Genomic DNA, 18912 nt, shown 5'->3' on the forward strand with positions numbered 1-18912 from the left:
CGCGAATGAAAATGCCCCCGCTAGTCCTGCCCTTTTTACTGCTGTCGATGACCAGCGTCACTTTCGCAGCAGACGCCCCATTGGACATACAGGCGCTAAACGCCAACCGCGCAACCTATGACGGTAAGCAAGTCACCCTGCACGGCTTCCTGGTTATCGGGCCGGAGTCGATGTACCTGGTGAAACGTCCAGGTTACGACAAGGACTATTGGGCGAACGATTCCGGCTGCCTGAGCCTGCTGGATACCGGCGACCTTGGCAGTAAAGAAGAGTTATATAACGGCAAATATGTCGAGATCACGGGCGTGTTTCGTGCGAATAATCATTCGTATGGCATCAGCCTGGCCGAGTGCGGCTTGACCGGGCTGGACATCAACGGCGAGCCCGATAAGCACATCGTGATCGAGCATCGCCATCATGGTGAGCAGCATTAGCCGGCCGGGCCATTGCCCGTCATCCGCCTTACTGCGCAGGCGGCACCGTCTTAGGATCCTGGAAGGCCACCGGGATGTTCACGGCGGTGCCTTTCGCGGCGCCCGGCCGGAACGTCCACTGCTTCACCGCGGCGATGGCGGCGGCGTCGAGGTTCGCATCGCCGCTGCTCGTCTCGACGGTGGCGCTGGAGACGATGCCGCGGCTATCCATCGTGGTGTGCACGATCGTCTTGCCTGCGGGACGGCTGCCATCGGCCAGGCTCGGATACACCGGCGGCGGCGAATAGGTCGGGCCGTGGATGCGCCGGCGATCCTGCATCGCCATGCCGCTCTCATCGGCGGGCAGGAAGGGGTCGGAGATCTTGCCGGACGGCACCTCGACCAGCCATGCCGCGAAGAAGCGGCCGATGCTCGCCGGCGGCGCCGGCATCGGATGGCGGGCCACGGCGGCGCCGACGCATTGGGTGAACGGCGTGTCCGGCACGATGTTCGCGTCGCGCAGGCCACCGTCCGCACGAACCTGCGCGCTGACGACCAGGGCCTGGGTGTTCGCCGCCGAGTACACCTTGCTGCATTGCTCGACCACGGCCTGCATGCCGGAGTCGAGTTCGTCCTGCATCAGGGCAAGGTATGCGGGGGCCTGGGGATGTGAGCGCAGGGCCGCAGCCTGGGCCATGATGTCTTCCTGGCTGGCCTGCGCGGCGTTGGCGCCGTACGACAGCAGCGTGCCGAGCGCGAATGCGCCATAGCGAACCTTTCCTGCGATACCCATGCCCTGCTACCCCCACCGTCGACGACTGATCGAGGCGACTCTAGCAGGGCCCTTGCGTGGCGGACAGGCGAGCGCCAGAAGCACCTCGCGCCGTTCGCGCGATCACGCCGATGCGGTGGCCTGCGAGGCCGGCCGATGCGACCGGCCATACCACACGCTGCACGGGTCGCCGTCGATCGCGCGCTTGCGCGTGGCCACGCCGAGCCACGCGAAGCCCGCGCCCATCGCCATCGCGACGAGGTCGACGCCGAGCACGTCGTAACGGCCTTCGGCCAGCGTGCGGGCGAGGCGGTCGCCATGTAGCGCGATGTCGAGCACGCCCACCGCGACGGATGCCACGGCGGTGACGAACAACAGGTCCACCGCGGCGCGTGCGGGTCGGCGCCAGAACGTCCACGCGATGGCGGCGAAGAAGGTGACGAAGCACACCGGCTGCACCACATGCGTGGGCGCGAGGCCGACATACGGGGCGAGGTGGTTGGCGATGAACATCACCGAGATGGCGAAGCAGCTGCCGAGGCACACACCCACCGTCGCCGTCGCCATCGCGCGTACCTTCAGGGGCTGCTCGGCGGCGCGACGCTTGCGCCGCGATTCGATGTAAAGCAGGTTGCCCGAATAGAACAGGAAGGCACCGGCGAGGCCGAGCAGGAAATACAGCCAGCGTAGCGACAGGCTGCCGAAGGTGCCGAAATGCAGGCCGAAGATCGCCGAGTACGTGGCATGGTTCGCGTCGCGCACGCCGGTCAGCTGCATGTTCAGCACCCGCCCGGTGGTGGCATCGAGCGCGACCATGCCGTACTCACCCAGCGTCTTCGTCGACGTGCCACGCACTTCCGCCGCCGCGCCGGGCTGGCCGTAATGCACGTAGCGCATGTAGTCCGGCTCGAAGCTCGCCGCACCGGCGGCAAGCGCCGCCTGGCGTGCACGCGCACCCAGCTCCACCGGCGACAGCATCGTGGCCACGCCCGGGGTCGCCTTCGTTTCGGGCAACGCGCTGGTCATGCGGTCGAAGGCACCCATCAGCTTCCCGTCGAACGACAGCGTGTTGAAGGCGAACAGCGTGACCATGGTCAGGCAGAGCAACGCGCCGGTGACGGCGAAGATGATGTGGAAGGGCAGGCTGAGGATGCCGATGACGTTGTGCGCGTCCTGCCACAGGCGCTTGAGGTTGTGCCCCGGGCGCAACGCGAACATCTCGCGGGCGAGGTTCGGCAGGTGGATCAGCACGCCGGTCAGCAGGGCCAGGCCGTAGATGATGCTGACGATGCCCATCAGGTAGATGCCGATCTCGGGGATGCCGAGGTCGTAGTGCAGTTCGTAGACGAAGTCCGCGAGGCCGTGTTCGTGGTCTTCGGCGTCATGCGCGGCCGGGTCGTCCAGCGACTGGCTCAACCAGGTGCCGTCGGCTTCCATCCAGTACGCCGCCACTTCATGCGAGCGATGGCCCGCGGCGTAGGTGACGCCCACCGATTCCTTCGCCGCGGGATGCTTTGCCACGATGTCGGCGAGCATCGGCCCGGTGCGCTCCATCAGGCGGGCGTCGGCCAGCTCCGCCTTCGGCAGCGCCCAGGTGTCGATCGGGTCGTGGAACATGGTGATCGCGCCGGCATAGAACGCGATGAACAGCGCGAAGCCCGCGAGCAGTCCGGTCCAGGTGTGCACGGTGGTGAAGGTGCGGATGGTGGAGGACTTCATCGCTCAAAGGCCGGGCAGGGTGTGTCGGGCAAGGAACAGCGCGGCGAACGCGCCCACGTTGGCCACGGCAAGCCACGCCCAGGCACGGGCGCCGCTGCGATACATGAAGGTGGCGGCCATCACCACGACCCAGATCGGGAAGAAGGCCACCAGCCAGGGGATGACCACCGCCTCGCCGCCGCCCGGCCACAGGTAGATCGCCAGGCTGACGATGGCCATGGACAGCGGGCAACCCAGCAGGATGCCGGCGAACGTCCTGGCGAGCATCAGCGGGCCTTCCGTTCGGCCGCCGGCTTGAACAGCCAGGCCACGTAGGGGAAGACCACGGCGCCGAACATCACCGCCGTCAGCGTTGAGAAAATTCCGGGAAGGGTCGTCTCACCGACCATCCAGCAGGCCAGCGCCAGCACCGTCAGGATCCCCGCCACGAGCTTGCCGCCACGGCCCAGGGGCCGCGCCAGCGCTCGCTGGTTGCGGGAAGAAAGGTAGGCGAGCGCCATGGCGGCGAACGCCAGCAGGCAGCCAAGGACGTTCATGGGCACGACCGGCGAAGAAGTTATTGATAATTGTTATCACTTACGGTGAGTCGGTCAATTGTAGGAGCGCGCCTGCGCGCGATTGGGGTTTCCCCAGGTATTCATCGGATGCAGGCAGGTTTCAGATGCAGGCAGGTTTTCGCCAGGATCCATCGCGCGCAGGCGCGCTCCTACACGGTCGTCCTGCCCCGTGGTCAAGAAATGAGCGCCGCCACGGCCGCCCTGTCGGCTGGTCAGAAAGTGACCAGCGCTTAAGTTTTGACCAACCCGACCGCTAACTGAACATGGGGGTTTGGTAAAACTAGCGTTAACCCGCCTGTTAAATTAGAATTAACTCCCCGATCCATCAGGGTGGTGCCGCATCTCGCTGCACCACGAGACAGGAAAAGAACCCAAGTCTTTGATGTAGCAGCCATGTTGACTATCGCCCTCCTCGCCAGTGTCCTTGCAGCCAGCGTCCTCGCGGTCGCTTCGTTCCGGCGTGTTCCCGAGGGGCAGGTTTACAGCGTGCGTCGCTTCGGCCGGGCCCCGGCCCTGCTCACCGCCGGCACCCACGTGCTGCTGCCGGTATTCGACCGGATCGCCCACAAGATCGACCTCGGCGGCCAGGTCCTGCGTTTCGAGGGCGGCACCGTCTACTGGCAGGTGCTCGAGCCCGAAGCCGCCGACCCGGTGATCGACGAAGCGCCGGAACTGATCCGCAGCAACGTCGTCGCCGCCCTGCGCGACAGCGCCACCGCCCACGCGGCCGATCGCCGCGCCGTCGGCACCCAGCTTAAGCACGCCGTGAACGGTTCGCTCCGCGCCCGCGGCATGCTCGTCACCCGCGTCGAGCTCGACGCGGCATAACTCGAAGAAGTTCGTGTGCGTATTAAAAGCGGCGGAAACGTCGCTTTTTTTTCGTTCGAATTTTCCGGTACCTCAAAAGTCCCTCATATCTTTGAGGTGCCGGTGATAATCCATACGAGGCAATTTGCTGTTTTTGTTGGCTTATTGGGGGCATGTGCACCGCGCAAGAGCACGCAACAAACCGCATAACTCCCCAAATCTCGCACCGCGACGAGATCAGCCGGCCTGGCCGAGCGAGTAGTAAGCCCCTCGACGCGTCCCGTGCTGGATGAGTTTCTCCTCCAGCGTGAGTTTCTTCAGAAGCGACCTCGCCTGTTCCGCAGTCAGTCGGCAAAGCTCTGTCACATCCGACCGACGGATCCGGCCATGCTGGCGAACGAAGTTAAGAATCATCTGCTCGTTTTGGATGGCCCCGAAGCCAACTTGACGAGTAAACGCGGCATGGTCGCCAGACGCTCGGTAGATCCGGGCTGAAAGGGTGTAGCTGCGAGTTCGGGGTGTACCCCCATGTGCCTCGACGATGCCAGTCTCGACGAGCGCTTCGACTGTACGTTTAACCTGAGCGACGTCGCGGTTCAGGGTCCTCGCAAGCTCGTCCGTCGCGACACGCTTTGCTTCCTTGAGCACAGAAAGGACGAGAAGGCTGTCGAGTGGCAGGGGCCGTCTCAGTCGGCTCTCCTCCTCCACGATCATCCTCAAAAACGATCTGTCGGCAGCGCCAACAGAGAGGCGAAGGACAACACTTCTTCTGTCGGTCGACCCGTAGTCCGGAACGGACCTTCCGAAACGGAGCATTCCTCGATAGATCGCGTCGACCCCTCGACCAGCCCGCTCGACGATACCAATCCGCTTCATGATGTCAGCCAGCCGCGGATTTCGGGGGCGGGGCTCGGTGGTGAGAAGGCTAGCTACGGTAACGCCGTCAACCAGACCTCCAGGATTGCTTATGGTCAGGGAATGTTCTTCGAGCCGTACATGGATGGCACCGATGGCCATGTAGTCGCGGTGGACCAAAGCGTTCGCTACAGCTTCGCGGAACGCCCTTTCGTCCACACGAGGTACCTTGACGCGGAAAAGGTCGATTTGAAGTTCGTCTTCGTCCGGGTTGTGTGGGTGAAAACTGGACTCCAGCCAGCTCAGTGCTTTGAGAAGCGGAATGTGCTGAAAATCGTTGAACCGGACCGATTCGTCGGAAAGCACCTGAAAGGCAATCTCATGTGTTGGAACGAGGCGCCGCAATGACTCTTCGCGCCCGATAAGAAGCAGTCCGGCGAGTGTTGGTACGCGTCTGCCGTCGGGCAGCCGGGTGGATAAACCCATCGCTCCCTCAAGCTTTTCATCATTTAGGTCGATCAGCGAGCTATCCCCGCCGTATCTTTCGATGCTCTGTCTGAGGCGTTCGCGTTCGAGGGGATCGAAATCCGAAAGATCCGCGCCAGTGACAGGCTGAGCGGAAAGGTCTGTCAGGCCGAACGATGTGGATCTGCTCGCCCTATCGTGAGGGTGCATCGGCGCGCTTTCCGGCGAACCGTCACTTTTCAGCTTTCGCCACAGATACTTGCCGCTGGTGGTGCAGACATCGCCAGGCATCTGGGGGACGATGATTTGGGCCACCAGCACGCCATTGGCCTGAATCTGGCTAACCCCCACTCGCACAGACGGGGAGGTGCGAGCTGCCACCAGACCAGCGAGCCCGTCCAGATTGAGATGATCACGATGGAGCCCTGTTGGTCTGCCGTCATCCTCAACGCCTAGCCATAGTTCACCGCCGTCGGTATTGGCCAGGGCGACGATCGCTTCGGCCAAGTCGTTGTCCGACAGCTTCGCGCGGTCGCTCTTGAATTCAACCGTCAAGGATTCCGAGGTGGGCAGGGTTCTGGCCATGGCGCCTTACGTGCAGAAGTAGGTTCGCCGATGGTCCACATCTTAACGACGTCACGCAATTCCAAGAATGGCGAGATGGTGTGGCCTGGGCGATAATTAGCACCTTGTTTGACGACTTTGGCCGCTGATGACCAACCGCGACGACCTCAAATCCGTGCTCGAACGCGGCATCGACCAGCTGGATGTCGACCTGCCCGAGGGCGCTGTCGATCGCCTGCTCGACTACCGCGAGCTGCTGGAGCGCTGGAACGCCGCCTACAACCTCACGGCCATCCGCGACGATCGCTCGCAGATCACCCTCCACCTGCTCGATTCGCTGGCCATCCTGCCTTACGTGCACGGCCGCTCGCTGGCCGACCTGGGCACCGGGCCGGGGCTGCCGGGTATTCCGCTGGCCATTGCCGAGCCCGCGCGCGAAGTGCTCATGGTCGATTCGAACGGGAAAAAGGTGCGCTTCCTCCGCGAGGCCATCCGCTCGCTGAAGCTGGGCAACGCCAAAGCGCTGCAGAGCCGGGTCGAAGAGGTCGAAGGCACCTTCGAATGCATCACCGCCCGCGCCTTCGCCTCGCTAGCGGACATGCTCGGCTGGGGAGGCCACCTGCTGGCACCCGGCGGCACCTGGCTGGCCATGAAGGGCAAGCACCCGGCAGACGAACTGGCCGGTGTCCCGGCAGGCTTCACCGTCGAGGCGATCCACTCACTGGCCGTGCCCGGGGTGGAGGGCGAGCGCCACCTGGTGGTGGTACGCCGCAGTGGGGCGGTCAGCGATTAACAAAGCTCTGCTTCAGCGCCTGGCCCTGGGCGTCGAAGATATAGGTGATGGCACGCCCCCGTGCGCCGATCGGCGCGGGGCTCAAGGTGACCGCGACACCGTCGCCCGCCATCCCCAGCACCGCCGAGAAGTCCTTTGCTGCCAGGGGATCGCGACGATAAAGGGCCGAGGCATTGGCTAGCGCGCGCACCTGCGCCGCGCCCACGGCGCAATCGATCGCCGTGCACAGCTCCATGCGCTTGCCATCGTCCTGGAGGGAAGACGGGGGGAGTGGCGGAAGCGTGGGGACGGCCTGGGCCAGCGCTGCGCAAGAGAACACCGACAAAAGCGTGGCGGCGAGCCACGGCACGCCCGGCAGAGCTGGCTTCTCCCGCATAACCTCTCCCCTGAGTCATCCGTGTGCGCGCCGTGCTGGCACGGGGCATCGTTTTCGATGGTGTCGCGCTGGCGGAGTACGCGCAAGAGGGACGGTAAAAGCGTTGGCCTGCAGCCGCCGGCCCCTAGATGCTACGCTAGCGCCCCTTCCGTGCACGGTAGCTAGCGACTTTCCATGGCCCGCATCCTCGCAGTCGCCAACCAGAAAGGCGGCGTCGGCAAGACCACCACTTCCGTGAACCTCGCCGCGGCCCTCGCCGCCGCGAAGCGCAAGGTGCTGCTTGTCGACCTCGATCCGCAGGGCAACGCCACCATGGCGTCGGGCGTGGATAAGCACGAGGCCAAGCCGAACGGCTGCGAAGTGTTGCTGGGCGAAGTCGGCATCGACGACGTGCTCAGGCGCACCGAGGCCGGCTTCGACCTGATGCCCGGCAACGGCGACCTCACCGCCGCCGAGCTCAAGCTGATGGACGGCATGGCCCGCGAGCATCGCCTGAAAGAGCAGCTTGCCCGGGTCTCCGACCGCTACCACACGATCCTGATCGACTGCCCGCCCTCGCTGCACCTGCTCACGCTCAACGCGTTGACGGCGGCCGACGGCGTGCTCATCCCCGTCCAGTGCGAGTATTTCGCGCTGGAAGGCCTGTCGAGCCTGCTCGACACGATTTCGGCGGTACGCCAGCGGCTGAACCCGAACCTGGAAGTCGAAGGCCTGCTGCGCACCATGTACGACGTGCGCAACAACCTCGGCAACGAAGTCTCGGCCCAGCTCACCACCCATTTCGGCGACAAGGTGCTGCGCTCGATCATCCCGCGCAACGTTCGCCTGGCCGAAGCGCCCAGCCATGGCCAGCCGATCCACCTGTACGACCGCGGTTCGCGCGGTGCCATCGCCTACATCGGCCTGGCCGGCGAGATCATCCGCCGCGAGCGCCAGATGAAGGGCGCCGAGGCCGCGGCGGAAGCCGAGGACGCGCCAGGCACCACCGACGCCGCCCCGACGACGCCTTAAGGAATCCCCATGGCAGCAGCGAAGAAACGTGGACTTGGCCGCGGCCTGGACGCCCTCCTCGGGGGTGGCGCCGGCCCGGACGCCGCACCCTCGGTGATCGAGCAGGAAGGCGAGCTGCGTACGCTGCCCATCCACCACATCCAGGCCGGCAAGTACCAGCCGCGCCGCCACTGGAACGACGAGGCGCTGGACGAACTGGCCGCGTCGATCAAGGCCCAGGGCCTGATCCAGCCGGTGGTCGTGCGTGCGATCGGCAAGAACAGCTACGAACTCATCGCCGGCGAACGTCGCTGGCGCGCCGCCCAGCGTGCGCAGATGAGCGAGATCCCGGCGCTGGTCAAGGACGTGCCCGAGCAGTCCGTGCTGGCCATGGCGCTGATCGAAAACATCCAGCGCCAGGAACTGACCCCGCTGGAAGAGGCCCAGGCCCTGCAGCGCCTGGTCGACGAGTTCGACCTGACCCACCAGCAGGCCGCCGACGCGGTGGGCCGCTCCCGTGCCTCGGTGTCCAACCTGTTGCGCCTTAACGAGCTGCCTGCATCGATCAAGCAGCTGCTGGACGAAAGCAAGCTGGAAATGGGCCACGCCCGCGCCCTGCTCACCCTGCCGGCGAATGTCGCCGAACCGCTGGCGCTGGAAGCCGCCCGCCACGGCTGGACCGTGCGCGAGCTGGAAGAAGCCGCACGCAAGGCGCAGTTGGCCCCCAAGGGCAAGGCGAAGAGCGCCACGGCGCAGGACCCGAACGTCGCCAACCTCGAGCGCGAGCTGGCCGAACGCTTCGCCACCCGCGTCGAACTGGCCCAGGGCCGGGGCGGCAAGGGCAAGCTCGTCATCCATTACCACAGCAATGACGAGCTCGACGGCATCCTCAGCAAGATCCGCTGACCGCGCCCCGGTGTAAGGAAATGGCCAAGGCTCCGGTCAAAGGGGATGTGAACCCGAAGCAGCGCCAGTACGAAGCGATGGTGCGCGCCCTCTCGGCCGACCTTTACCGGTTTGCCTGGTGGCTGACGCGCTCCGAGACCGTGGCCCAGGACCTGGTCCAGGAAACCTTCCTGCGCGCCTGGAAAAACCTCGACGCCCTGCGCGACGCCGAATCGGCCAAGCCGTGGCTATTCACCATCCTGCGCCGGGAACACGCCCGCCTCTACGAGCGCAAGCGCCTGGACACCGTGGAGCTCGACGACGACATCGCCGAAGACACCGTGTTCGCCAGCCCCGAGCGCAGTGGCGACGCCGCCCAGGTGCGCGACGCGATGCAGAAGCTGCCGCTGAAGTACCGCGAGCCGCTGGCAATGCAGGTCCTCGGCGGCATGAGTTCCGACGAGATCGCCGCCAGCACGGGCCAAAAGCCCGGTGCGGTGATGACCCAGTTATTCCGTGCCCGCCAGCAGCTGAAGCGCCTGCTGGGTGGGCGCGCCGCGGCCGAAGGGGGCCGGACATGAATTGCCTCGACTTCCGCCGCCGGATCGGTGCCGAACCGCGCTCGCGCGACCCCGAACTGCTGGCCCACCGCGACAGCTGCCGCGAAGGCTGCGCCGCGTTCTGGCAGCGTGCGCAACGCTTCGACGACGACCTCGAAGCGGCGATGGCGGTGCCCGTGCCCGACGGCCTGGCCGAACGCATCCTGCTGGCCCACGCCACCGGCGAGCGCCAGGTGCAGCGCGGCCACCGTCGCGCGTGGATGGCCATGGCGGCGTCGGTGCTGCTCGCCTTCACCGGTTTGGGCATGTTCTGGCGCTACACCGACAGCCATTCGCTGCAGGCGCTGGCCGTGGCGCACATGCCGGTCGAAATCGACGCGCTGGCGCTCACCCGGCCGATGACCGATGCCGAAGTGGAAGCGGGTTTCGTCGGCCGCGCAACCCACCTGAAGGGCCCGGCCCCAGGCATGGTGACCTACGTGCACGACTGCGTGGTTGGCCAATATCCGGTGGTGCATGCGGTGACCCGGATGGACGACGAGCCGGTGGTGGCCTTGTACATGCCCGGGAAGATGGACGGCACGCCCGGCACCTTCCATCGCGACGGCTGGGACGGTCGCGAGGTGAAGTTGCGCGACGGCACCCTGCTGCTGCTCGCCCAGGGCGCCAGCCACAAGGCCATGGACCTGGCCGAGCGCGACTGGCGCGCGGCCATCGAAGGCTCCAGCGGCGTCACGGTCGGCCAGATCTAGCCTGTCTGAACGGCGGCGAGATCCACGACCCCATGCGGCGCTTGTTGGGCGATAATGCCGCCCGACCCCCGCTGACCGTCCCGGAAACACGATGACCGACCTCGCCGTGGTCGTGCCCGTCTTCAACGAGCGCGACAACATCCCGCCCCTCCTCGCCGAGATCGCCGCGGCCCTGCGTGGACGGATCGACTTCGAGATCATCTACGTCGACGACGACAGCAGCGACGACAGCGTCGCCGTGCTGAAGGCGGCGCAGAAGGACTACCCCGAGCTGCGCATCATCCACCACGTGACCCGCAGCGGGCAGAGCACCGCGGTGTGGAACGGCGTCCGCGCCGCGCGCGCGCCGTGGATCGCGACCCTGGACGGCGACGGCCAGAACGACCCGGCCGACATCCCGAAGCTGCTTGAGGCCCGTGCGGGCGCCGGCGCTGACCTGAAGCTGTTCGCCGGCTGGCGCGTCACCCGCCGCGACAGCTTCAACAAGCGCATCTCGTCGAAGGTCGCCAACGCCGTGCGTTCGCGCATGCTCCAGGACAGCACCCCGGACACGGGCTGCGGCCTGAAGCTGTTCGAGCGCGAGACCTTCATGCGCCTGCCCTACTTCGACCACATGCACCGCTACCTGCCGGCCCTGGTCAAGCGCGCCGGTTATGCCAGCCAGAGCGTGCCGGTCGGCCATCGCCCGCGCACCGCCGGCACGTCGAAGTACGGCATGCTCGACCGCCTGTGGGTGGGCCTCGCCGACCTGCGCGGCGTGGCATGGCTGATGCGCCGCGCCAAGGTCACCCGCACCGAAGAGCTCTAAGTGGCACCTACCGCCCCGGGATAACCCGCGGCACCCACTTGTCCAGCATTTCCTCGGTCCGCACGCGCCCCAGCTCGATCAACTCACGCGCACGATAGAACTCGTACACGGCCGACACATTTCGCGGCATCTCGATCAACAGGTCGGGCTGGTAGGCGGCAAGGCGCAGGCGCGACAGGTTGGCCTGCATCAGGTCCATCGCCTGGGTCATCAGTTCGAACGCACCCGGATCGCGCAGCTTGCCCTCGGAGTGTGGCAACACCCGGCCAAGCAGGCGGCCAAGCTTCGCCGCATAGCCCTGGTCGGGCACGACGGCGACGTCTTTTTCCGGGGCTTTCTGCAGTTCCGCCGCGCCATCGACGCTCACCGCCACCAGGTAATCCGCGTCTTCGCGCATCAACGGCAACACCGGCAGCGGATTGAGCAGCGCGCCATCGACGAGGCGGCGGCCTTCGTGGGTGTATGGACGGAACAGGGTGGGGATCGCGATCGACGCACGGATCGCATCGAACAGCGGCCCACGGGTCAGCCACACTTCGCGCTCGCGGTCGATGTCGGTGGCCACCGCGGTGTAGGCGATGTCCAGCTCCTCGATATTTACCTCGCCGATGAGTTCGCGCAGCGCGGCCATGATCCGGTCGCCCTTGATGAAGCCACCGCCGGAGAAACTCCAGTCGACCAGGCGCAGCACGTCGAAGCGCGCCAGCGTGGACACCCAGTCGCGGTACACGTCGAGCTTGCCCATGGCGTACACGCCGCCGACCAGCGCCCCCATCGAGGTGCCGGCGATCGCGACGATCTCGAAGCCGCGTGCTTCCAGCGCTTCGATGGCGCCGATGTGGGCAAGGCCTTTCGCCGCACCCGCGCCGAGGGCGAGTGCAACGCGGGGCTTGCGCGGGTAACCGCTGGTGGCGGGAACGGCGCCGGGATCGGCAATATCGAGGTCGCTCATGGAACCTGGCGCATGTTCAATGGTGGTTGCCGTTACCGTTCTGATAGCCGGACAGGGCGAGCTGCAGCAGGATCTTCATCTCTTCGCGCAGTGGCAGGGGCGAGACGATTTCCGCATCGGGGCCGTACTTGAGCACGTCCATCAGCAGTTCGCGCGAATTCGAATAGGGCAGGCGCAATTCGTAACGGCCGTCCGCCAGCCACTCGCCCTTTTGCTGCGAATGCCAGTGTTCGTCCGCGACCCAGCGCGCCGCGTGTGAGGTGAAGCGGATGGTCGCCCAGGCCTTCGGCTTGCCGGCGAAGATGCCGTAGCTGGAGGCGAGCAGGTCGTTGAGCTCGGCCTCTTCCACGTCCTTCGCCTTCGCATCCAGCGCCTGCGGTTCGGCGATGCGATCCACGGCGAAGCTGCGCAGCGCTTCGCGATCATGGTCCCACACGTCGAGATACCAGTTATCGCGGTAGTGGGTCAGGCGCTGCGGTGACACGGTGCGCCGCGTATCGGAATTGGTCGTGCGGGCGCGGTAACGGAAGGTCACCTGGCGACGCTCGAGCACGGCGCCGGCGACGATCCGGAACACCTGCTGGTCGAGCTTGCGCGCGCCCCAGGAGATCACCCGGATGCGGTCGACCGGCAGGGCCTTGCCGCTGCCGTGGTCGGAGAGCAGGCGCTCGATGCGAGCCTTGAACGGCGCCAGCGCCCCGGCGAGCACGCCAGGGTCGGAGCGACCGATCAGCTCGTTCAGCGCCATCAGCGCGGCCAGCTCGTCGCTGGTCAGCCACAGGCCGGGGAGTTCGAAGCTGTCGCCTTCGCCGGCCTCGTAGCGGAACGACGCCTGGTCGCCGGCCACGCTCTGCACGGGCGCCCCGAGGGCGTCGCGCAGGAAGGCCACGTCGCGGTAGAGCGTCGCGCGCGAGCACTCGAGCTCGTCCATCAGCCGCGACAGCGGGACCGGATAGTGCGCAGACTTCAACAGTCGGTGCAGGGTGAGAATGCGCTCGTAGCGGTCCATGGGTCTCGCCGGCAGGTGGAGCTGTGCAAAGTGTGTCTGCGCGGGCGTGACGCCCGTATCTACGCGGGTAAAGCATGGCGTTGGGCGGGGCCGTCCGCAAGGGTAGGCGCACTACGCCAGATGGCCGGGTTTGCGCCGGGGAGCCGAACAGGGCGAAAATGGCGTTTTGCCATTGCCGAAACCCCGACCATGGCGGAATCCGACGACGCGCCGTCCGTCGCGCTGGGCCCCGATGGCCAGCCCGATGCCCGGTCGCGTGCGCACAAGCTGTTCTCCGTTCCCGGCGTGATCGTCCAGGTCGCCACGGCGACCGGTTACGGCCTGTGGATGGTGCTGGGCACCGCGGTGGCCCTCGGTACCTACCCTGACGGGCGTGGCGACGTGCTGGTACCGCTGTCCTTCGGGCTGGTGCTGGTCAGCCTCGGCCTGGTCGCGACCTGCCTGCGCCTGCGCTTTGCGCGCGAATGGCATGGTTGGGACCCATTGCGGCGCATGTTGCCGACCATCGAGGGCATGGTGGCGATGGCCAATTACCTGCCGATGCTGGCCTTGGGCGGCCTGGCGCGCGGCGACAACGATTTCTGGGCGACCCGGCTGGCCGGCGCCGCCCTGATGCTGTGCAGCCTGGCCACCCTGATCTACACGGCGCGCAGCACGGCCCGCGACATGCCTCCCGCGCTCGCCGCGGTGGCGAATGCGCAGCCGATGGGGCGGACGGTGTCGGCGGTGTTCGCTGGCGGCCTGTGGTTCTGGCTCTGCGTCGCATTGCAGAGTGAGACCGACGTGGCGCCGCTGAACCCGTGGCGGCTGTCGATGCTGGCCGTGGGACTGGTGCTCGGCGTGATCGAAGGCATGCGCTGGCGCGCGCTGCGCCAGCTGGCCGGGGATCGTGGCGATGGCGCCGCCCTCGGCGAAGGCCGCGAGGCGGCGACCTTGCTGGCCTGGTGCTTCGGCATCGCGGTGTTGTCGGTCGGTTTGCCGTGCGTTTTGCTGGTGTCCCATCCGACCGGACCCCTGGTCGCCGTGGCCGCCGGTTTGGCCGCGTTAAGCTGCGTTATCGGTCAATGCCTCGAGCAGCGGTTGTATGGGCGCGCATGGGCGCAGCTCTTCAACGGCTGAACGTTGCAGTCCCCCGGCGCGTGGGCGCGCCATCGGCCGTCCAGGCGGCCATACGAATACACACTTTTCCCTCCACATCCGGGTAGACGATGAAAAAGATCCTTCTCGCCTCGCTCGTCCTCGCCGCGCTGCCGTTTGCCGCGCAGGCCCAGGACGCCACCGCCGCTCCGAACACGACGCCGAGCTCCGACGCCTCGAAGAATGGCGGCTGGACCGGCACCGGCGAATTCGGCTTCGCCTCCTCGCGTGGTAACTCGCGCACCGAGAACGCCAACGCCAAGCTCGGCCTGTCGCAGGAAAACGAGGTGTGGAAGAACAACTTCTACCTCAACGGCCTGCGTTCGAAGGGCGACGTCGACGTGGACGACGGCGCCGGTAACACGGTCGACAAGTTCAGCACCACGGCCAACCGCTACGACAGCGGCGCCTCGGTCGGCTACAAGTTCGATCCGCGCAGCTACGTGGTGACCGCCGCGCGTTACGAGCACGACGATTTCGGCGCCAACCTGTGGCAGGGCATCGTCTCGGTCGGCTACGGCTACATCGCGCTGAAGAACGAACGCGCCGAGCTGTCCTTCGAAATCGGTCCCGGTTTCAAGCGCTACCAGCCGGCCAAGACCACGGTTGAAGTCGACCAGGGCAATGGCACCACGCTCCCGGTGACCACGACGCCGAGCGCGGAAAGCGAAGTCGTCGGCCGTGGCCTGGTCAACGCGAAGTACCGCATCACCGATAACACCGCGCTGGAAGATACGTTCCTGGTGGAAGCGGGTTCGAAGAACCAGTACTACCAGAACGACATCGGCCTGTCGGTGAGCATGACGAAGAAGATGGCGCTGAAGCTGGGCTACCAGATCCGCTACAACAGCGACACGCAGCCGGGCACGGTGAGCACCGACAAGCTCATGACCACCAACCTCGTCTACAACTTCTAACCTCGCCGCCTCGTCGCGGCGCTCGGGCGTGGTCGCAGGACCAGGCCTCGACGCGTCTTCGCGGCGCTCGGGCGTGGTCGCAGGAAGAGCCCTCGGCGCCTACCCTCGCTGCTCAGACAGCGTTCTGGCGTGCGATAGGGAGGGGCTGCTCCGCAGCCCATCTTCTTATTGGCCTACGGCCGCGCACCGGGTGCCGGGCGGAGGTTCTTGATTCGGCATCCTGCCTCAACAAGAACGGCCGGCCATCGTGGCCGGCCCCCTGCGGGCTTCTTCCGCCCGGCCCCCTCGCCGCCACGAACTCGCCTCGAGGGTAGGCGCCGAGGGCTCTTCTTCCACGTTCCCGCAATCCGGTTTGGACGGCCCGACGCAACGGCGGCTCGTGTAGGAGCGCGCCTGCGCGCGAATGGGATTGCCTAAACACAGCAGGTACCAGCGCCCAAAATCACCACGTCGATATGAGTCGAAGGCGTTTGTACGGGTCTGCGAATCGAGTTCCATCATCTACGCACTGTTGGCCAATCGCGCGCGGGCGCGCTCCTACAACACCAGGCAGCGTCGGGTCAGGCCCCAGGCCGGTTTCCCGCACGTCGCGCGCGGGCTGCAAGAACAGACCTCGGCGCCCACCCTCGAGGCGAGTTCCGCACAAGAGAGCGCCCGTAGGGCAATAGGTACACGGGCCGCGGCTGCGGCCAACCTTGTCGAGCGCGGAGGACCTGTCTGAGCAGCGAGGGTGGGCGCCGAGGTCTGGTCCTGCGACCACGCCCGAGCGCCGCGCGCCGTGCGAGGGTCTAGCGTTGCGGTTTGAGGAGTTCGGCGGCGCCCTGGCCGAGCAGCATCGCGGCCACTTCGTGACCCAGCTCCACCGGCTTGTCGCCGTGGATATCCGCCTGCGCCACGATCAGCTCGCCACTCGACGCATCGCCGACCAGGCCGTGCAAGGTCAGGCCAAACTCCGTCACCACGCAGGCCGCCCCGATCGCCACCGCACAGCTGCCACCGAGTTGCTCGTTCAACGCACGCTCCGCATCCGTCGCCAGGCGCGTGTCCGCGTCATCGATCGCGCCGACCAGCTCGGCCACGCGGGTGTCGCCCTCGCGGCTTTCCACGGCGATGGCGCCCTGCCCGGGGGCCGGCAGCCACTGCGGGCTGGCCAGGCGCGTGCGCACGCGGCCGCCGAGGCCGAGGCGGTCGACGCCGGCGCAGGCCAGGATGATCGCCTCGTAATGGCCTTCGTCGAGCTTTGCCAGGCGCGTGTTGACGTTGCCGCGCAGGTCGAGCAACTGCAGGTCCGGGCGCAGCGCACGCAACTGGGCCTGCCGACGCAGCGACGAGGTGCCGACGCGGGCTCCGTTCGGCAGCTCGGCGATGGTGGTGTAGTCGTTACTGATGAAGCCATCCGCCGCATCCGCGCGCGGCAGGATCGCCGACAACACGAAGCCCGGCTCCAGCGTCGCCGGCACGTCCTTCAGCGAATGCACCGCGATATCCGCGCGGCCATCCTCCATCGCCAGCTCCAGCTCCTTCAGGAACAGGCCCTTGCCGCCGATGGTGGCCAGCGAGCGGTCGAGGATCTCGTCGCCACGGGTGGACAGGGGCACCAGCTCGACCACCAGGCCGGGATGGGCCTGGCGCAGCTGGGCCGCCACGTGTTCGGCCTGCCAGAGGGCCAGCGCACTCTTGCGGGTGGCGATGCGGAGCGTAGCGATCATGGGGTATCCGGTGGCGCGGGCAATCGAGGCGGCGATTGTCCCGTAAACCGGCCTCGCGCGCAGCGCCCGATGGTCGCAGGCCGGGTCAGGCGTCCGTGCGCAGCAGCTGGCGCACCGCCGGCAGGTTGCGCCGGCTGACCTCGGGCGCGGTCTCGGTGCCGGCAAGGCGCGCCAGTACCCGCCCGTCGGCCAGCGTACGCAGGCCGACCAGGCGGTCGCGCGGCACCAGGCAATTGCGATGCAGGCGGATCAGCCGATCACCCAGCGACACCTCGAGCTGGCGCAGCGAATCGTCGATCAGGCGCGAACCGCCGACGTGCTCCACGGTCACGTACTTTTCGCCGGCGGTGAGCAGCAGCACGTCGGCCAGCGGGATGCGCACTTCGTCGGCACCGCTACGTGCGCGCAGCCAGGTGCCGCGCGCCGCGGGCCTGGCCACCAGCCGTGCCGCCACGCGCTGCAAGGCTTCTTCCAGCCGTTCGGCACGCACCGGCTTGAGCAGGTAGTCGGTGGCGCCCAGGTCGAACGCGCTCAGCGCGTGTTGCTCGTAGGCGGTGCAGAACACCACCTGCGGCCGCAACGGCAGCACGGCGAGCCTTGCCGCCACCGCCGTGCCGGACAGTCCCGGCATCTCGATGTCGAGCAGGATCAGCTCGGGCGGTCGTGCCGACGCGCAGGCGGCCAGCACCGCTTCACCGTCGCCGACGCTGCCGACGATCTCCACGTCGGCGTGTCGCTCGAGCAGGCTGGCCAGCCGGGCGCGTGCCAGCGGTTCGTCATCGGCGACGAGGACGCGCATCCACCACCTCCGGCAGGAACAGGGTGACCACGAAGCGGCCTTCGCGGGCTTCGGCATGCACGCGCGCGCGCTCGCCAAAATGCAGGCGGACGCGCTCGCGCACGCTGCGCAAGCCATGCCCGGTACCCGGCACGGCGGGTGCATCGGACACGGGATTGTCCACGGTAAGCGAGACGCCGCCGGCGACGCGCTGGCCGGCCAGGCGCAACACACCACCCTCCAGCGAGGGCTGGATGCCGTGGCGGATCGCGTTTTCCACCAGCGGCTGCAACAGCAGGCGCGGCATCGGCAAGCTGTCGGGCACATCGATGTCGCGTTCGACGCGGAGGCGTCCACCGAGGCGTAGCGATTCGATCTCCAGGTACTGGTCCACGAGGCGAAACTCTTCGCCCAGCGTGCCCTGGGCCGCGCCTTCGCTGCCCAGCGCGGCGCGGAACAACTCGGCGAGGTTCTCCACCGTGCGCTCGGCGGCATCGGGGTCCACGCGGATCAGCGCCGCCACGGCGTTCATGCTGTTGAAGAGGAAATGCGGGCGGATCCGTGCCTGCAGCGCCGCGACCTGGGCCTGCGCCGCGGCGGCGAGGCGGGCCTGCCACTGCGCCACCACGTAGAAATAGCGCAGCAGGGCTGCGCCAAGCAGTCCGGTCGCCAGCAGGGTGTCGCGGACGAAACGCGACACCGAGACCGGCGTAAGCCCTGAGCGCAGGTCGTGGTCGAGCCAGGCCAGGGTGGCGCTGGATGCGCCGACGATCGCCAGCAGGAGCAGCCATACCGCCGCATACGGCCAGACGCCCGGCAGGCGTTGCAGCAGCGGCTGGCTCTTGCACAGCACCACGGTGAGCAGGATGGACAGCCAAGCGGTGTAGAGCACGCCGACCGACAGCGCGCCCACGTCCAGCGTGCCACCCGGTGCCAGCCACATCAGGCACGCGGTGATCGCGCCGACCAGCAGCAGCGCGAACAGCGTCGGCAGGCTGCAGAAGTCAGGCAACGGTGCCGACGCGACAGGCGTGGCGGAGTTGTCAGTAGGCGCGGCGGGCATGGGCGGAGTATGCCGGAATGCCCGCCGACCG

The 18912-nt window shown here is 67.0% G+C and carries 21 protein-coding genes; 10 read left to right on the top strand and 11 right to left on the bottom strand.

The genetic code is table 11. From position 1 onward, the window contains the following. Positions 1-5: 5 nt before the first annotated feature. On the top strand, positions 6-434 hold the full coding sequence (locus tag KPL74_17825) for a hypothetical protein (protein ID QWT19593.1): 429 nt from the start codon (positions 6-8) through the stop codon (positions 432-434). A gap of 28 nt (positions 435-462) precedes the next feature. On the opposite strand, the gene KPL74_17830 is transcribed toward KPL74_17825, so the two are convergent. From KPL74_17830 to KPL74_17845, 4 genes are all read right to left on the bottom strand, one after another. Continuing rightward, positions 463-1206 carry an energy transducer TonB gene (locus KPL74_17830; protein QWT19594.1) on the bottom strand — a complete coding sequence of 248 codons (744 nt, stop codon included), beginning with the start codon at positions 1204-1206 and terminating at the stop codon, positions 463-465. Positions 1207-1308: 102 nt separating this feature from the next. Next, entirely contained in the window at positions 1309-2904 is a 1596-nt protein-coding gene (locus tag KPL74_17835) for a PepSY domain-containing protein (protein QWT19595.1), read from the bottom strand. 3 nt (positions 2905-2907) lie between these two features. Further along, positions 2908-3171, bottom strand: coding sequence for a hypothetical protein (locus tag KPL74_17840; GenBank protein ID QWT19596.1), 264 nt, complete (start codon positions 3169-3171; stop codon positions 2908-2910). Continuing rightward, positions 3171-3440, bottom strand: coding sequence for a hypothetical protein (locus tag KPL74_17845; GenBank protein ID QWT19597.1), 270 nt, complete (start codon positions 3438-3440; stop codon positions 3171-3173). Before KPL74_17845 ends, KPL74_17840 begins: the two co-directional genes overlap by 1 nt. 414 nt (positions 3441-3854) lie before the next feature. Here KPL74_17845 and KPL74_17850 point away from each other — a divergent pair, with 414 nt between their 5' ends. Then, positions 3855-4289 carry a hypothetical protein gene (locus KPL74_17850; GenBank protein ID QWT19598.1) on the top strand — a complete coding sequence of 145 codons (435 nt, stop codon included), beginning with the start codon at positions 3855-3857 and terminating at the stop codon, positions 4287-4289. A 216-nt stretch (positions 4290-4505) separates the two neighbouring features. Here the strand turns inward: KPL74_17850 and KPL74_17855 are convergent, their stop codons facing one another. Next, on the bottom strand, positions 4506-6173 hold the full coding sequence (locus tag KPL74_17855) for a putative DNA binding domain-containing protein (GenBank protein ID QWT19599.1): 1668 nt from the start codon (positions 6171-6173) through the stop codon (positions 4506-4508). Between the two features lie 127 nt (positions 6174-6300). Here KPL74_17855 and rsmG point away from each other — a divergent pair, with 127 nt between their 5' ends. Further along, positions 6301-6945: a 16S rRNA (guanine(527)-N(7))-methyltransferase RsmG gene (gene rsmG / locus KPL74_17860; GenBank protein QWT19600.1), complete on the top strand. Its 645-nt coding sequence runs from the start codon at positions 6301-6303 to the stop codon at positions 6943-6945. Here the strand turns inward: rsmG and KPL74_17865 are convergent. Further along, positions 6935-7321, bottom strand: coding sequence for a hypothetical protein (locus tag KPL74_17865; GenBank protein QWT19601.1), 387 nt, complete (start codon positions 7319-7321; stop codon positions 6935-6937). The two genes, rsmG and KPL74_17865, sit on opposite strands and share 11 nt — an antisense overlap. 174 nt (positions 7322-7495) lie before the next feature. On the opposite strand from KPL74_17865, the gene KPL74_17870 reads away from it, so the two are divergent. From KPL74_17870 to KPL74_17890, 5 genes are all read left to right on the top strand, one after another. Further along, entirely contained in the window at positions 7496-8332 is an 837-nt protein-coding gene (locus KPL74_17870) for a ParA family protein (protein QWT19602.1), read from the top strand. A gap of 9 nt (positions 8333-8341) precedes the next feature. Continuing rightward, on the top strand, positions 8342-9217 hold the full coding sequence (locus KPL74_17875; protein ID QWT19603.1) for a ParB/RepB/Spo0J family partition protein: 876 nt from the start codon (positions 8342-8344) through the stop codon (positions 9215-9217). A 20-nt stretch (positions 9218-9237) separates the two neighbouring features. Next, positions 9238-9777: a sigma-70 family RNA polymerase sigma factor gene (locus tag KPL74_17880; protein ID QWT19604.1), complete on the top strand. Its 540-nt coding sequence runs from the start codon at positions 9238-9240 to the stop codon at positions 9775-9777. Then, a complete protein-coding gene (locus KPL74_17885; GenBank protein ID QWT19605.1) occupies positions 9774-10508 on the top strand; it encodes a DUF3379 domain-containing protein in 735 nt (244 codons plus the stop codon). Before KPL74_17880 ends, KPL74_17885 begins: the two co-directional genes overlap by 4 nt. A 91-nt stretch (positions 10509-10599) precedes the next feature. Continuing rightward, a complete protein-coding gene (locus KPL74_17890) occupies positions 10600-11316 on the top strand; it encodes a glycosyltransferase family 2 protein (GenBank protein QWT19606.1) in 717 nt (238 codons plus the stop codon). A gap of 7 nt (positions 11317-11323) precedes the next feature. Here the strand turns inward: KPL74_17890 and KPL74_17895 are convergent, their stop codons facing one another. Both KPL74_17895 and KPL74_17900 read right to left on the bottom strand, forming a co-directional pair. Beyond that, the gene (locus KPL74_17895; GenBank protein QWT19607.1) at positions 11324-12268 is read right to left on the bottom strand and encodes a patatin-like phospholipase family protein; all 945 of its coding nucleotides are present in this window, start codon (positions 12266-12268) and stop codon (positions 11324-11326) included. Positions 12269-12284: 16 nt separating this feature from the next. After that, entirely contained in the window at positions 12285-13277 is a 993-nt protein-coding gene (locus tag KPL74_17900) for a YafY family transcriptional regulator (protein QWT19608.1), read from the bottom strand. Between the two features lie 189 nt (positions 13278-13466). Between KPL74_17900 and KPL74_17905 the strand changes: the two genes are divergently transcribed. Both KPL74_17905 and KPL74_17910 read left to right on the top strand, forming a co-directional pair. Next, the gene (locus KPL74_17905; protein QWT19609.1) at positions 13467-14396 is read left to right on the top strand and encodes a hypothetical protein; all 930 of its coding nucleotides are present in this window, start codon (positions 13467-13469) and stop codon (positions 14394-14396) included. A gap of 89 nt (positions 14397-14485) precedes the next feature. Beyond that, positions 14486-15331: a DUF481 domain-containing protein gene (locus KPL74_17910; GenBank protein ID QWT19610.1), complete on the top strand. Its 846-nt coding sequence runs from the start codon at positions 14486-14488 to the stop codon at positions 15329-15331. A gap of 788 nt (positions 15332-16119) precedes the next feature. Here the strand turns inward: KPL74_17910 and hemC are convergent. The 3 genes from hemC to KPL74_17925 all read right to left on the bottom strand — a co-directional run bounded on the left by hemC (position 16120) and on the right by KPL74_17925 (position 18881). Further along, complete coding sequence (hemC, locus tag KPL74_17915; protein ID QWT19611.1) at positions 16120-17040, bottom strand: hydroxymethylbilane synthase; 921 nt, start codon at positions 17038-17040, stop codon at positions 16120-16122. An 85-nt stretch (positions 17041-17125) separates the two neighbouring features. Next, entirely contained in the window at positions 17126-17839 is a 714-nt protein-coding gene (locus KPL74_17920; GenBank protein QWT19612.1) for a LytTR family DNA-binding domain-containing protein, read from the bottom strand. Next, complete coding sequence (locus KPL74_17925) at positions 17817-18881, bottom strand: histidine kinase (protein ID QWT19613.1); 1065 nt, start codon at positions 18879-18881, stop codon at positions 17817-17819. Before KPL74_17925 ends, KPL74_17920 begins: the two co-directional genes overlap by 23 nt. Positions 18882-18912 lie beyond the last annotated feature (31 nt).

It is taken from the genome of Bacillus sp. NP157 (assembly GCA_018889975.1).
GTDB lineage: Bacteria > Pseudomonadota > Gammaproteobacteria > Xanthomonadales > Rhodanobacteraceae > Luteibacter.